Origin of the sequence: Streptomyces sp. NBC_00557, from assembly GCF_036345995.1 — a bacterium.
In the GTDB taxonomy this organism is placed as follows: Bacteria; Actinomycetota; Actinomycetes; order Streptomycetales; family Streptomycetaceae; genus Streptomyces.
In genome coordinates, this window is sequence record NZ_CP107796.1 from 8,128,621 (window position 1) to 8,144,268 (window position 15,648).

Here is a 15,648-nt window from a genome sequence, read left to right on the forward strand (position 1 = left end):
GGCGTGTCAGCGGCTGGTCGCCGTCTCCTGTTCCGGCCACCGCTTTCCGCCCTCTTCCCACTGCCTCAGGTCGGAGCCCGACAAAGGCACCGGTTCCAGCTGGGCGTGCTGCTGATCGGCGAAGTACCCCGTCAGCTCACGTGGCCGGTAGCTGCTGTCGGTGTCGTAACGCGTCTTGGCCGGTATCGCCACGCGCTCGTTTGCGCCACGCCCCGCGCATCCGATGGGCCGGTGCAGCGGTTTGGCCAGTCGCCACAGGGCGGTGCGCGAGTCGTGCAGCGTGCCCAGGGCGTTCGGCCGCACACGGAAGTCGATGCACTCGTCCGGCTTCATCTCACGCGGCCCGGACTCGCTGAGCACCTCCATGTCGAACTCCAGACCGCATCTGCCGGCCTGCTCCACTATCCACAGCAGGGCGAGGTCCGACAGCCCCGTCTGCTTGTAGCCGCCGCCGACGTCGCAATGCACCCCGGAGAACCACACCTGCTTCAGCTCCTGGCTCCGCTCGTCGACGCCCGGCTGCCGGTGCCACAGCGTCGGTGTGAACGCCGAGCGCTGTTCGTCGATGGCCAGCGCCTGGAAGGCTGCCTTGACCCAGCTGCTCAGCTCGGTGTCATGGAACCCCCACCGGCGGTTGAACCGGTTCACGACCGGCTGCAGCCAGCGTGCGTCCGGAACCGGGACACCCAGGGCACCTACCGTGTCCCACACCCCGATGAAGCGGATTTCCGTCTCGTGCGCATACGAGCGGCGGAACAGCGTGGAGGCCACACCGCTCGGCTTCTCGAGCCGGTCGCGGTAGAGGGTCCACGCCTCCTGGAGCCGGTCGGTGTGTTCCCGGCGCACGATGCCGCAGTTGCGCACCAGACCCGCCAGGCTGCGCGCGGTGAACGCCCCCCGGCTGAAGCCGAACAGGAAAAGCTCGTCGTCGGGTTCGTACGTCTCGACGAGGAAGCGGTAGGCGTCAAGCACGTTCCTGGAAAGGCCCACACCGAACGCGCCGCCGCGCAGGCGCTCCCACCGGGAGGTGCCGACGCCGCTGTGGTAGTAGACGCGCTGGTCCTTCCCGGCAATGGGACCCGGGTGTACGGACAAGGCCACTTTGGTGACGTTGGTCTTGCACGGCTGGTCGGCGAAATTCCATGTTCCGTCGCAGCAGACGACCAGACGCTTGGTCATGACCATCCCTCCTGGCATGTGAGGTCCGCGTTGTTGTCTCTCGCCCAGGGGCCGCCCTGGGTGACACCCCGGGGTGCGCCGGCCGGCAGCCACTGATCGAGCGGACGCGCGATGAGGGTGTACCGGCGACGGCGCGACAGACCGTGGCAGGCCAGCGGCCCTGGCGGGTGGGGGTGCTTGGGCAGCAGGTCCATGTGGTGCCTGGCTTGTGCGGCAGCGGGACTGCGGGGGAAGCGGTCGAGGACTTGCTGCCAGACGTCGCGGGCGCGGTCGATGTCGTTGCGCCGGCGCCAGAAGTGACGGGATCGGGCTTCCAGTGCGCAGGCGAGATGCGCCCCTTCCCGAGCGTGACCGCCAGAGTGCTCGACCGCTCTCTCCAGCAGCTCTACGGCTTCGCGGATGCGGCCCTCGCGGTAGGCGACCCACCCGTGGGATTCTTCGCACACCGCACCCCGTCAGGGCTCCCCGACGATCTTGTACACGCCTTTGATCAGCAGCATCGGCATGACGGCTTTTCCTCTCGGCCGCATGGTGTGGCAAGGCGTTAACAGAAGGGAACAGAAAATGCGGACCGCTTGTTACTGGCTGGTCGTAAATGCTTCCAAGAAAATCACCGAGAGGCTGGCCCGTCTCGGTCGCCTAGTGCAATCCTCTCTCCGGTGCGTCGGGGTGTCCACTTATAGCCAGGTTGATCCGTCAAACAACAGGGCAGGATTGACCAAGCCCAACTGGATTTGGCCTTCCTCGTGCTGACCGTAGGTCAGGCTGAGTTTCGCGTATTTGAGGACCTCTAAAAGTTGAATGGGAAGCTTCGCCATGGTGCGGGCGAGGGCGTGCCGGCCGCGAGGACCGGAAGCTCTGCGGCCGTCGGACATGCGTCGCTTTTCCGGCCTCCCCGGCAGGCTTGGCGATCGGAAAGGACGTCCCCTGAAGGGGGAGTGGGGTGGCCGCCGCAGGATCAGTGCGCGTGTGTGTGGTCTTCGCTGTCCAGGGTCAGGCCGTGGAGGACAGCGCTCACACGCTCGGTGAGTCCGAGGATGTCCTTCATGCTCTTGATGTAGAGGTCCTGCTTGCCTTCGTCGATGGCTTGCCGGCAGGTCACGCCGATGGATCGAGCCTGAGCCAGCAGGTGCGGCCATTGCCGCTGCAGCGCAGGGTCGGGCAACGGGAAGTACGCGCTCAGCTGCTGCGCGGTGGTGTCGAGACGGAGGCAGTGCGGGCGTATGGCGTGGGCCGCGTAGCCGCGGTCGGTGAAGGCCCTGTCGTCGTCAAGGGCGTTGAGGATGGCCAGGAGTTCGCCGCTCATGCCGGCCAGGTGTGTCCGTCCGCCGAGCCGGAGCCAGGCATCCGTTTCGAGTGCCAGTACCTGCGCGGACGGGGTGGTGTGCGGTGCGGGGGCGAGGTCCTGGCGGGTCAGGGAGCTGCGGACGCCGGAGCCTGCGTCGGCGCCGAGGGGGAGGCTGGCTGCGGTGGTCAGCGTGAGGGCGGTCAGGCAGGTGAGCGCCACGGCGGCGGTGCGGCAGAGCCGATGGAACCGGCCTGAGGACCGGGCCGGACGCAGGGGCGACCGCCGGGCCTGGCCGGCGCTGTCGCCTCGCAGCGCTCGCAGCAGGTGCCGGACCGCCATGCCGGCCACCGCCGTGAAGGCGGAGACGAACACGGCCAGACCCAGCACGAGCGGCAGCACCACCTCGATCAGCGGCCAGGCGCCCCCGGGTGTCCAGGCACAGCTGCTGCGCAGCGTGGCCAGGCTGCTGAGGCAGCCGTCGGCCGACAGCAGCAGGAAGGCGACGGTGAGGCCGGCTGCCCCCGTCGTCCCGGCGGCCACGGCCGCGGCCGGAACCGGGAACCGGGATGCGGCCGTGCCGGTCGCCGCGGCCGTGGCCACGACCACCGCGACGAGTACCACGACGAGCCATGTCGTGAGGAGCAGAACCTGCTGGCCCAGCATCGCGCCGGCCGGCGGCCGCACGCTGTGCAGCCGGGCCAGCACCACGACGACGGCCGCGCAGGCCACGCCGCCCCCCAGGACCGCGGCCAGGGCGAGCCGCCGGAACGACGGCAGCCGCCCGGCCTGCCACGCGGCGCTGTGCGCGGGCGGCAGCGCACGGACCACCCACGCCGGTGCGCTGCCCCTCACCCCGGCCGCCCACGTCAGCAACGGCAGCACCCACAGGGCTGTCACCGCCCACACCAGCGGCATGTCCGCCACCCACGGCAGCACCACCGACATCACCACGGCAATGGCGGTGAGCGTGCTGTGGCCGAGGGCGGGACCCGGCAGGTCCTGCTCGACCGCCCTGCGGATCGCGGACTCGGAGTACGGCCAGCCCGCCGCGAAGAGCCTGCCGCTGGTCTGCCACCACTCGTACGACAGGGCGAAGACGACCAGAGTGGCCAGCAGGCCCACGGCGAACACCGGGCGCAGGCTGTTTCCTCGCCAGCAGCGCAGGGCGAGGACGGCGAACTGCGAGGTCCAGCAGGTGACCACCACGCTGATGACGACCAGCAGTGCGAACACTTCCGGATGCCGGGGCAGCACACGCCACCCGGAGACGCTGCCGGTCAACACCTCGCCGAGCATGAGCCCCACACCCAGCCACCACCCGGCGCGCAGCCCCGAGGGAGCTGGGTCGCCCCTGAGCACGGCCCACGCTGCCGCGCGCCACAGACTGACGCCGACGGTCGTCGCGACCAGTGCGGCGACCATGTCCGCTGCCAGACGGACGAGCCACCCGGACCCGAACGTGTACAGCTGCGCGGCGCAGGTAGACGCCGTCGCACCCGTGAGAAACAGGGTGAGTGCCCACGGCCGGAACAACTCCTCGGCATCCGCCAGCGCCTCGCGGCGCTGCTGCCAGCCGGGGTGGCTGCGCCACACGCCGAAGAAGGCACGGCGCAGCGTCGCGAGCCTGCCGCGGTCCCGGTTCACCTCGTCGGTGGCGCCGGGCCAGACGGCGGGGTCGGCGCCCCACCTCAGGGCGCCGGCGTCGGCGTACAGCTCGCGGGTGCGCAGGATGTCGGCGCGCACCAGGAAGACGAGGGCGATCATCACCGCCATGGACGTCAGGTCGCGCGTGGTGGCCACGACAGAGGGAGCGGCGAACACCGGCGACGACAGCGACGCGTGCAATGCCAGCACCGCCGAGACCACGTAGCCGGGAAGGACGGTGACCAGGAAGACACGCCACAGGGCCACCGTCGCATAGGTGATGTCGACGTCGCGGTTGCGGATGTGCGCCAGCTCGTGCAGCACCACGGCGCTGAACGTGCGTGGATCGCGCTGCCGGACGGCCACGAGCCCCCCGTGCAGACAGACGACGTGGCGGCGCCACCGCCCGAAGACCACGGCACTCGCGGTGCGTGCGGCGGGGGCCACGACGAAGAGAGGCCGCCGGGTGAGCCCGGCGACTCCGGCGAGCTCCTCGAGGACGGCCGGCAACTCCCCGTGCCGGTCGATCGCTTCGACCGGCACCAGCCTGCGGCGGCGTTGCTTCCACAGCGGAAGCGTCCAGTACAGGACACCGGCCGTCACCACCAGGAGCGCCACCGCGGACGGCACCAGCCAACCGGAGGCGTGCGGGACGAAACGGTCGAGACAGGCCCGGAACGCGCTGTCGGCCCGGATCGTGGCCACCCCCACGCTCAGAAAGTCGCCCTGCGGGTCGGCCCCGGCGGCCAGGGCGCAGCCCCCGGACATGTTGTGGGGATCGGTGAGCGAGTGAGTGATGGTCGATGCCACCGTGGCGCTGCTGGTGACGAAGAGCACCATGAGCAGGATGAACCGTGGACCGGTGCCGGGCCACAGCAGGCGTTCGTCGATACGGCCGAAACGGTGTAACGGCGCGGCGTCCGCACTCACCGCCGGTCCTCCTCCTGCGGTCCGTCGCTGCCCTGGGGGTGGGTGTCCGCCAGGGCGGCGCCGTCCGGGCCCGCGTCGCCGTCCTGGTGCTGCTCCGCGGACAGCACGAGCCGGGCCACGACACGCTCGGCGAGCACTTCGGCCGCTCCTGCGTCCAGTCCGCTCTCCACGGCCAGCTGCGCCACCCGCAGACGTACGGCTTCGAGCTGCTCGGGCGCCAGCGGGGGCAGGACACGCGGCGCCGCCGGCCGGCGCCCGATCCTGCGCAGCCACTCCCGTGAACGCCGGCCGGCCGCGGCCACGGTGGCGGAGACGACCTGACGGGCCGCCTCGTCCAGCGCCATCCACACCACCGGGGTCACCAGGGCCGTGGCCTCGCCCACCCCGAATCCCAGCGGCTCGCGCTCTCCTCGGCTCGACAGCCGCCGCAGCGCGGTGTCGTCATCCACGACCAAGAGCCCGTCGAGCACAAGGAGCTCATGCGGGGCCAGCTCGCTGACGATCTCTCGGACGACATCGCGGACCAGTAACCCGGCAGCCGTCTTCGGCTCCCCGTTCATGGCACCCCCTGTAGCCGCGTCGCTGCACCAAGCCGTTTCAAGGTACTGCGGAGGGATCATCCGTCACACGGAATTCCCCGGGTTGTGTCCCTCACCTTCACGAAAACCCGACCGCGAAACCGCGAGCGGCCCACCGTAGCCGCCAAACCCGTAAGTCCCCGGCTCCCCACCCGCACGCCGGTCGTCACCGCGCGCCCCTGGCCGCCGACTGTGTCCCTGTGCCATCGGGTGGGCTTGGGCACCGCACGGCGGCGGCACCTCCTGCCGCGGCGTGGTGGTTGGCCAGGCCTCCGCCCTGCAGGCCACGCCGCTGCGCGCCGCTCAGGACGAGACCGGTGTCCCGGCCGGGTTATGGACGGGCGGGGGCCTGGCCGCGGTCGGCCTGGTCGCCGGGGACGTAGTGACCGGGAGACAGGCCGAACTGCTCCTGGGGGGCCGGCACCCGGACGCCGACCGGATCGAACGCGAACGCCTTCGGACAGGCGGCGATCCGGAGACGCGCGGCGGGCGACCGTGCTGGGCAGGCCTGTTGAACAGAACCAGTCGGAGACGACGGAGAAGGCCGACGTGTACGCCACCGCCGATGGCTGGGAAGTCCACGCACGTGTGGTCCGCGTTCAGGCGTCCGCCCCGGAAGCGCGGGCGGATCACCTGACGCGCGGGCGGATGGCCTGACACGCGGGCGTCCCCGCATCAGCACCACGACTGTCCCGGGGCCGGCCTCGCCCGTGCCGGGGCCCTCTGGCGAGTGAGCATCAACTTGGCCGGGTGCGGAGGTAGTAGAGCATCCCTTCGTGGTCCGGTTCGCGGTCGGGGAGGATGAAGCCCGCGGATTCGGCGCAGGTGCGACTGGCGTGGTTGTCGGCGTCGATACCGCAGAAGAAGGTCTGGACATCGCCGACATCGGTGTGGGTGAGGACGGCTTGGAGGGCGGAGCGGCCGTATCCGAGCCGCCACCGGTCGGGGTCGACCAGGTAGGCCAGGCCCATGGCGAGTCGGGGGTCGGCGTCGGACAGGATGGGGCCCTCGGGACCTTCGCCGTGGTAGCGGACCCAGCGGTCGTAGACGTCGCCGCAGACGAACGCGACCGGCGTTCCGCCCTGGTCCACGCCTATCCACCCGTGGGAGCGCAGCACCGTCGCGCCGCGGAAGGCGGTGCAGGGCTGTTGGCTGATCAGCCGCAGTTGACGGCGGATCCAGGACCGGCCGCCCAGGCGCCTTTGGACTTCGGGGTGATCGAACCAGTGCTCGATCTGGTGTGCCCCGGTCTCGGTCAAGCGGTGCAGCCGCATCTCCGGGCCGTCCGGCTGTGTCGGCGAGGGCCGGCTCATGCTGCCTACCTTCCTCCGCTGGGCCTGCTGCCCTGCCGGATCTCCACTCACGCGTTGGCATGCAGGTCTGAGGGGCCCCATCGACACATCCGGCACATTCCATCTTGGCATCGCTGTACGCCCCTGTATGGGGGCTTGCGTCGGTCCCGGCGATGCGGGGCCTGATCCTGCGCTCGAGCGCATCCGGTCGGAGGGGGCCGGGTTCCGGTGCGGCTGAAGTAGCCTTCGGTTGATCATGACAACTTGGAGGGGTTCGTGTTCGGAAGTATGAGCGCTGGCGTGATCGTGTCAGCGGTGATCGCCGTGATCTTTGCGGCCGGCGCCGTCTGGGGAGCGGTGCGCTTTTCCCGCCGGGGCCACTGAGCCGTCGTAGGACTGGCAACGCCGAAGGCCTCTCGTGCCCGGGTCCGGGTCTGGACCCGGGAGGCGTTGTCGTGGGTCAGCTCGGCCTGCGGCCGGGCTGCCTTGGCGGGCTGGTGCGCGTGCTCCAGCGGGCGGACGTGTGCCTGGCGGGTGAGGAGGACGTCCGGGTGGGCGGCACCCAGCACCGGGCTTTGGTCGCGGGGCGGCTCGGTCAGCAGGCGGGTGGCCTTGGCGTGTTCACCGGCCTCTCCCAGCTCACGGGGTTGCAGGCTGCGGCTCAGGACTGTGTCTGCGGCTGGGCGGGGCCGACGCCGGCGCCCGGCCGGAGGCCGCGCGCGACAGGCGAGGGGGCGGAGCTGACGGCGGGGAAGCGGGAGACGAACCCGGCGGGGTAGACGAACACCCTGCGCGGCGATGTGCTGTGCCTGCTCGTGGTGTTGAAGTCAGTGACCGTCGACGAGATCCAGCGGAGCGCAGCCTCGCACCTGGCCTACCGGCACACCGACAAGACGACGCCCTCCAAGCAGAAGCAGGCCGCCGCCCGATCCGGCCAGCAGCGGCCGATCCCTCCCAACTTCCCGGCGGACCGGGCCCCACAAACCTCCGTGAGCCGTGCTGCCCTCCTGACCGGAGAAGCCGACCGCACTGACCGATGAGTCAGTGCGAGAAGCCAAGATTGGCTGGAAATGATCCGACGTCTCCGGTCCGGACCATTGACCGTCGAACCTTCGACCGCAACTCTGGATCGCGCCAGCGAACGAGCGCCTGAACTCCATCCATGAATGTGAACAGTTGGGTCGATATTCCTCCGATGTTTCCGGGCTTCTGTCCTATCGAGAGGGAGGAACATGAGACGCCGTCGCCTTCGAACGGCACTGACCGGGCTGGTCCTCACCAGCGCAGCCCTCACCACCCTGCCCGCGGCCGCACCCGCGCCGCCGGCCTCCATCGGCCCCGCGGCGGCCCGTCCGGCCGCAGCCACCGACTGGTCCACGGCCGTCGTCGACTCCACCATGGCCCGCTACACGCCGAGCACCATCGGCGGCTGGTCCTACCCCGTCGGCCTCTACCTCTACGGCCAGTACCTCACCTACCGACGCACCCACGACGCCCGCTACCTCACCTACATCAAGAGCTATGTCGACCGGTTCGTGAAGAGCGACGGCTCCATCGACCAGTCCTTCAACAGCCTGGACAGCATGCAAGCCGGCCGGCTGCTGGTGATCCTGCACCACGAGACCGGCCAGGACCGCTACCGCAAGGCCGCCAAAAAGATCCGCGACCGCCTGGACACCTACCCGCGCACTTCCGACGGAGGCTTCTGGCACGCGGACACCTCCAGCCGCGCACACCAACTCTGGGCGGACGGCGTCTACATGGTCAACCCATTCCTCGTCGAGTACGGAAAGGAGTTCGGCGACAGCGCGTACACGGACAACGAGGCGGCCAGGCAGCTGTACGTCTACGGCAGTCATCTGCAGGTCGCGAACGGCCTGCTCAGGCACGCCTACGACGAGTCCAGGACCGCGAGTTGGGCCGATCCGCAGACCGGGCTCGCCCCCGAGCACTGGTGCCGGGCCGTCGGCTGGTACTCCATGGCGATCGTCAACGTCCTGGACGCCATTCCGGCGAACCAGTCCAGACGTCCCCAACTGCTGGCCAGCTTACGGAAGTTGGCCGCCGCTCTGGAGAAGTACCAGGACCCGGCGACCGGCCGCTGGCTCCAGGTGATGGACAAGGGGGACCGGTCCGACAACTGGACCGAGACCTCCTGTTCCAGCATGTTCACCTACGCCCTCTCCCGGGGGGCCCAGCAGGGCTACCTCGACCCGCACTACGCCGCTGTGGCGCACCGCGGCTACCACGGCGTGCTGGCGAAGCTCTCGGTCGGCCCGGACGGCCGCACCAACCTCGCCGGCATCTCCATCGGCACCAACGTCGGCGACTACGCGTACTACATCGCACGGGACCGGGCCACCAACGACTTCCACGGTCTGGGCGCTTTCCTGATCATGAACGAACAACTGCGAGGTGATTAGTGTCATGAGCACGTCCAGAAGGGCGCTGCTGGGTGCGGCGGTCGCGGGCGCGGCCGGGGCGACACTGGGCCTGCCCGCCACCGCCCACGCCGCCTCCTGGCAGCAGAAGTGGGCACCCTCCGCGAGCAGCGACGGCCTCGGCGCCTTCGAGACGATCGAGGACGACCGAGCCGACTCGCACCCCGCGGGGCATCCGCACATCTTCGCCACCGGCGACAACTGGCGCTTCAACATGCACATGGTGGACCGGGACACCTCGACCGACCGTCAGCGCCAGGAGGTCACGGGTCTGCGCACGAGCTCCAGCAGCTACCTCAAGTGGAACGAGGGGCAGACCTGGCGGGTCACCTACTCGATGTACATCCCGAGCTCGCTGAAGGCCACCACGACCTTCACCCACATCATGCAGATGAAGCAGCCCGGTGCCGGTTCCTCCCCGATCGTCACGCAGTCGCTGCGCCGGGTGAGCGGCAAGCAGACCATCGAGCTCACCCTGCCCATCTCCGGCACCCTCGTCGGCCGCACCGACCTCGACCCGCTGCACGACAAATGGACCGACGTCGACTTCCAGATCAAGGTCGGCAACGGCTCGGCGGGCTCCGTCCGCTGGATCCTCAAGTCCGGCGGCTCGACGGTCATCGACAAGTCGAAGACCGGCGTCGACACCTTCCTGGCCGACCGGGTGCGCCCGAAGTGGGGCATCTACCGCTCCCTCGGCGACACCTCCGGGTCCCTGCAGGACACCTACCTTCTGCTCACCAACCTCCGTGGCTACCAACTCGTGTGAGGAACGGTCACATGAAACCCCCCACCGATCCACGCCGCCGAGCGGCGGCCGTCATCCTCTTCGTGGTCGCCGTCGTCCTCGGCCTCAGCCACCCCGCGGCCCTCGCGGCCCTCGCGGCCCCGCGGCCCGCCCAGCACACCGCCGCCCGCGCCGCCGCCGAGTACAACGTGCGCGACTACGGCGCCAAGGGCGACGGCTCCACCAACGACAGCCCTGCCATCGACAAGGCGATCACCGCGGCCAACGCGGCGGGCGGCGGCACGGTCCGCTTCCCCGCCGGCAACTACAAGTCGAAGAACACCATCCACATGAAGAGCCATGTGACGCTCCAGGTCGACAAGGGCGCCACCATCCAGGGCTCCAGCGCGGACACCTACGACAAGGCCGAGTCCAACCCGAACGACGACTACCAGGACTACGGTCACAGCCACTTCCACGACGCGATGATCTACGGCGACAAGCTGACCGACATCGGCTTCGTCGGCCAGGGCGTCATCGACGGCGCAGGCAACCTGATCACCGGCAACCCGAAGTCCGGCGAGGCCGACAAGATCATCTCGTTGACCCGCTGCGACGGGCTCAGGATCGGCGACGGTCTCACCCTGCGCCGGGGCGGTCACTTCGCGGCCCTCATCAACGGCTGCACCAACGTGACCTCCGACCACCTGACGATCGACACCGCGAGCGACCGTGACGGCTGGAACGTCATCTCCACGACCAACGTCACCATCACCAACGCGACCATTCACGCCAACGACGACGCCCTGGTCTTCAAGAGCGACTACGCCCTCGGCGCCAAGCTGTCCAACGGCCATGTCCGGGTGAGCGATTCGACCCTCGGCGCCAAGTGCTGCAACGCCCTGATGTTCGGCTCGGAGACCTGCGGCGACTTCTCGGACTACCAGTTCGAGAACATCCGGATCGACGGAGCGGACAAGTCCGGCCTCGGCATGGTCTCGATGGACGGCTCGAAGATCTCCGACGTCCACTACCGCGACATCACGATGACCGACGTCCACTCGCCGATCATGCAGAAGATCGGCACACGGAAGCGGTGCGGCAACAGTCCCGGCGTCGGGTCGATCAGCAACGTCACGTACGACAACATCACGGCGACCGGCAACAGCCCGTCCTTCAGCCCGACCCTGTGGGGCGAGTCCGGCCACCGCATCAACGGCGTGACCTTCACCAACGTCAACATCACGGTCCCCGGCGGCAACGGCACCATGTCGACGGGCGTACCGAGCAACGACTCGACCGACTACAACCCCAAGAGCATCGGCACCCGGCCCGCCTACGGCTGGTACCTGCACAACGCCGACAACGTCCAGTTCACCGACAGCTCGGTCAAGTTCGCCTCGAACGACGGCCGGCCCGCGTTCATCGCCAACGCGGCCGGCGGCATCCGTCTGACCCGGTTCACCGCGCAGAAGGGCAGCAACTCCCCGTTCGACGCGGGCCTCCAGGACGTCAGCGGCTACTGCCTGACGGACAGCCACAACACCTCCGGTGGTGCCCTGCGGGTGTCGGCGAGCGGTTCCAGCCAGAACTGCACGAGCACGGCGGTCAAGCCGCTCGACCTGGAGAACCCCCGCCAGGACTTCCTCCGCAACTCCGTCGGCGGTCTCTTCCTGCACTGGGGCCTGCGCACCGCGCCCGCCCACACCAGCTGCACCGCCTGGGAGAACGACGTGACGAACGGCGGCTGGACGCCCGACTACTGGGTCAACGAGGCGCAGAAGCTGCACACCCAGTACCTGGTCCTCGCCACCTTCCACAGCCGACTCGGCTACGCCCGCCCCTGGCCGTCCAAGATCCCCGGATCCTGCTCCACCAAGCGGGACTTCCTCGGCGAGCTGATCACGGCCGCCAAGGCCAAGGGCATGAAGGTCATCCTCTACATGACGAACGACCCCCAGTGGCACGACGAGGGCGGCCACGAGTGGCTGGACTCGGCCGCGTACTCCGCCTACAAGGGCAAGAACGTCGACCTGACCACCAACGACGGCTTCGGCCAGTTCAGTTACGACAACTTCTTCGAGGTCATGGACCGCTATCCCGACCTCGGCGGCTTCTGGATCGACAACGACAACCCGTACTGGGAGAGCCACAACCTCTACCAGCAGATCTACGACAAGCGCCCGAACTACACGCTCAGCAACAACAACGAAGACACGCCGATCATGGACATGATCAGCAATGAGCAGAAGACGGGCATGACCCCGGCCTACGACTACCCCCAGGCCGTCTACACCGCCCAACCCCGCCTGACCGAAGCCGACTTCAAGCTGCCCTCGACCGGAGCCTGGTGGTACGACGGCTCCAACCCCTCCGTCGACCGGATGCTCACCCTCGGCCGCCTCATCACCAACGCCGGCTCGTCGGTCAAGGCGCTGATGGCCGAGACGGCCCAGGTCAACGGCAAGTTCCCGTCGAACCAGGCGTCCTTCAACACCTTCGCGAACACCTACCTCGACCCCATCTGGGAGTCCCTGCACGGCACCGAGGGCGGCGGCTACATGTACGGCGGCCTCAAGCCCGGCGCCTGGAACGACGGCGCGTACGGGGTGACGACCATCGCCAAGGGCGACCCGAACCGGCAGTACATCCACGTCCTGACCCCGCCCAGCACCAGCACCCTGCGTGTCCGGGACAACGGCTACCGCATCGCCTCCGTCACCAACCTCCGCACGGGCAAGGCGGTTTCGTGGTCGCAGTCGGGTGGTGTCCTGACCCTGACGGGGCTCGGCGACTGGGACCCGTACGACACCGTCGTCAAGGTGACCACGGCCGGCCGCCAGGGCATCCTCACCGGCGTCAAGGTCAGTGCGAGCACCTCCGCGAGCGGCCACGGCGCGTCGGCGGCCGGTGACGGCGACTACCTCACCTACTGGGACAACAACAAGACCCTGCCCGTGAACCTCACCTTCGACCTCGGCTCGGCCAAGAAGGTGCAGTACATCGGGCTCAACCAGCGCGAGGACTCCGTGGCCTACGCCCGTTCGAGCACCGAGCAGTCAGCGCGGATCAAGGACTACAAGGTGTTCCTGAGCAACGACGGCTCGACCTGGGGGAGCGCGGTCAAGTCCGGCCAGCTGCCGAGCCGCCGCGGAATCCAGGGCATCGACCTGACCGCCGCCAACGCCCGCTACGTCCGCCTCGAGGTCGACACCACCTGGGCCGCCTCCAGTGACACCACCCGCTACAGGCGCCTGCGGGTCGACGAGGCGTGGATCGGCACCTCGTACGCCACACCCGCGAACGGGGGACAGTCATGATCCGTGCCAGATCGCTCACTGCCGCGGCGGCGGGCCTGCTTCTCGCCGCGGCGGTGCCGCTCGTGGGCACCGCCCACCCGGCCGCCGCCTCCGACAACGGCCAGTCCGTCCGGCCCGCCATGGGCTGGTCCAGCTGGAGCTTCGTGCGCCGCTGGCCGACCGAGGCGAAGATCAAGGCGCAGGCCGACGCGCTGGTCTCCAGCGGTCTGAAGGACCACGGCTTCGTCTACGTCAACCTCGACGACTTCTGGCAGAAGTGTGACAGCAACGGCTTCACCGTCGACAGCTACGGCCGCTGGGCCGTCGACACCGCCAAGTTCCCGGACGGCATCAAGGGGCTCGCCGACTACGTCCACTCCAAGGGCCTGAAGTTCGGCTTCTACGTCACCCCGGGCATCGCGAAGAACGCCGTCACCAGGAACACGCCGATCGAGGGGACCTCGTACCACGCGAAGGACATCGCGGACACGTCCAGGACCGAGAAGAACTACAACTGCAAGAACATGTACTACATCGACTACTCCAAGCCGGGCGCGCAGGAGTTCGTCAACTTCTGGGCCAAGCAGTTCGCGTCCTGGGGTGTCGACTACCTGAAGATCGACGGGGTCGGCAGCGCCGACATCCCCGACGTCCAGGCCTGGGACAAGGCGCTGCGGTCCAGCGGACGGCCCATCAACTTCGCCCTGTCCAACAACCTGCCGATCGCGGATGCCTCCACCTGGCGGAAACTGGCGAACAGCTGGCGCACCCAGGGCGACGTCGAGTGCTACTGCGGGCCGGGCAGCAACGGCAGCGGCTATCCGCTGACCGACTGGTCCCACGTCTCCAAGCGGTTCGACTCGGCCGCCTCCTGGCAGCCGTACGCCGGACCCGGCGGCTGGAACGACCTGGACTCGCTGGAGATCGGGAACGGCGACCGGGTGGGCCTGACGGCGGACCAGCGCCGCTCGCACTTCACGCTGTGGTCGATGGCGGCGGCCCCGCTGCTGCTCGGAACCGATCTCACGCAACTGGACTCCGTCGACAAGGCGATGCTGACCAACGACCGGCTGATCGGCGTCGACCAGGACGGGGTCGCGGCCAAGCGGATCGTGAGCAGCGGTGCCAAACAGGTCTGGAGCAAGAAGGAGAGCGACGGCCAGTACGTCGTGGCCCTGTTCAACACCGGGACCTCGGGCAACGCCACGGTCAGCGTGAACTGGTCGCAGGTCGGCTTCAGCGGCTCGGGAGACGTGACCGACCTCTGGTCCGGATCCCACAAGGGCGTGATCGCCGACTCCTACAGCGCCACCCTGCGTCCCGGCGAGACCAGGCTCATCCGGGTCAAGCCCGTCAACTCCCTCAAAGCGGCGGCCGCTTCGCCCGGATTCGCCGTGGCCCCCTACGAGTACCTCGGCTGGGGCAGCCCCCAGAACCCGACCTCCGTGATGTCCGCGACCGGCGTCAAGTGGTTCACCCTCGCCTTCATCCTCTCCGACGGCACCTGCAACCCGAAGTGGGACGGCTCCCGCCCGCTGACCGGAGGCAGCGACCAGTCCACGATCAACAAGATCAGAGCGGCGGGCGGTGACGTCGTCGTCTCCGTCGGCGGCTGGAGCGGGAACAAGCTCGGCGAGAAGTGCTCCAGCGCCTCCGCGCTCGCCGGCGCCTACCAGAAGGTGATCAACGCCTACAAGCTGAAGGCGCTCGACATCGACATCGAGAACACCGAGTGGTCCAATGCCACCGTGCGGCAGCGGGTCGTCGACGCGCTGAAGACGGTCAAGGCGAACAACCCGGGTCTGAAGACCGTCATCACCTTCGGCACCACCGCCGGCGGCCCCGACTCCACCGGCGTCGACATGATCAAGCGGGCCGCGAACTCCGATCTGGCGAACGACGTCTGGTGCATCATGCCGTTCGACTTCGGCGGCGGCACCACCAACATGGGCAGCCTCACCGCCAAGGCCATGGAAGGTCTCAAGGCCCAGGTGAAGTCGGCGTACGGCTACAGCGACGCCACCGCCTACGCGCGCATCGGGCTGTCGTCGATGAACGGCAAGACCGACGACTCCGGTGAGCGCGTCCGCGTCGCCGACTTCAAGACCATGCTCGCCTACGCCCAGCAGCACCACATCGGACGGCTCACCTACTGGGCGGTCAACCGCGACCGGGCCTGCGGTTCGGGCACCGACGGCGATGCCTGCAGCGGCGTGTCGCAGCAGCCGTACGACTACCTCAAGGTCTTCACCCAGTACACGGGCTGAGGG

At 68.9% G+C, this 15,648-nt stretch carries 10 protein-coding genes; 5 read left to right on the top strand and 5 right to left on the bottom strand.

Features of this window, described 5'->3' with window-relative positions; translation table 11 throughout:
• Window positions 1–6: 6 nt before the first annotated feature.
• The 5 genes from OG956_RS36200 to OG956_RS36225 form a co-directional block, all read right to left on the bottom strand.
• Entirely contained in the window at window positions 7–1,179 is a 1,173-nt protein-coding gene (locus OG956_RS36200) for a DUF2235 domain-containing protein (RefSeq protein WP_330342259.1), read from the bottom strand.
• On the bottom strand, window positions 1,176–1,625 hold the full coding sequence (locus OG956_RS36205; RefSeq protein WP_330342260.1) for a tetratricopeptide repeat protein: 450 nt from the start codon (window positions 1,623–1,625) through the stop codon (window positions 1,176–1,178). Before OG956_RS36205 ends, OG956_RS36200 begins: the two co-directional genes overlap by 4 nt.
• Before the next feature lie 512 nt (window positions 1,626–2,137).
• On the bottom strand, window positions 2,138–5,041 hold the full coding sequence (locus OG956_RS36210) for a M48 family metalloprotease (RefSeq protein WP_330342261.1): 2,904 nt from the start codon (window positions 5,039–5,041) through the stop codon (window positions 2,138–2,140).
• Window positions 5,038–5,601, bottom strand: a complete 564-nt coding sequence (locus OG956_RS36215) for a hypothetical protein (protein WP_330342262.1) — start codon at window positions 5,599–5,601, stop codon at window positions 5,038–5,040. The genes OG956_RS36210 and OG956_RS36215 overlap by 4 nt, the downstream gene beginning before the upstream one ends.
• Before the next feature lie 755 nt (window positions 5,602–6,356).
• On the bottom strand, window positions 6,357–6,932 hold the full coding sequence (locus OG956_RS36225) for a GNAT family N-acetyltransferase (protein WP_330342263.1): 576 nt from the start codon (window positions 6,930–6,932) through the stop codon (window positions 6,357–6,359).
• 809 nt (window positions 6,933–7,741) lie between these two features.
• On the opposite strand from OG956_RS36225, the gene OG956_RS36230 reads away from it, so the two are divergent.
• From OG956_RS36230 to OG956_RS36250, 5 genes are all read left to right on the top strand, one after another.
• Entirely contained in the window at window positions 7,742–7,951 is a 210-nt protein-coding gene (locus tag OG956_RS36230; protein WP_330342264.1) for a hypothetical protein, read from the top strand.
• 192 nt (window positions 7,952–8,143) lie between these two features.
• Window positions 8,144–9,334: a glycoside hydrolase family 88/105 protein gene (locus OG956_RS36235; protein ID WP_330342265.1), complete on the top strand. Its 1,191-nt coding sequence runs from the start codon at window positions 8,144–8,146 to the stop codon at window positions 9,332–9,334.
• Window positions 9,335–9,338: 4 nt separating this feature from the next.
• Window positions 9,339–10,121 (top strand): heparin lyase I family protein, encoded by a 783-nt coding sequence (locus OG956_RS36240; protein WP_330342266.1) that lies wholly within the window; start codon window positions 9,339–9,341, stop codon window positions 10,119–10,121.
• An 11-nt stretch (window positions 10,122–10,132) separates the two neighbouring features.
• On the top strand, window positions 10,133–13,399 hold the full coding sequence (locus OG956_RS36245; protein ID WP_330342267.1) for a glycosyl hydrolase family 28 protein: 3,267 nt from the start codon (window positions 10,133–10,135) through the stop codon (window positions 13,397–13,399).
• Entirely contained in the window at window positions 13,396–15,645 is a 2,250-nt protein-coding gene (locus tag OG956_RS36250) for an alpha-galactosidase (protein WP_330342268.1), read from the top strand. Before OG956_RS36245 ends, OG956_RS36250 begins: the two co-directional genes overlap by 4 nt.
• Window positions 15,646–15,648: the final 3 nt, after the last annotated feature.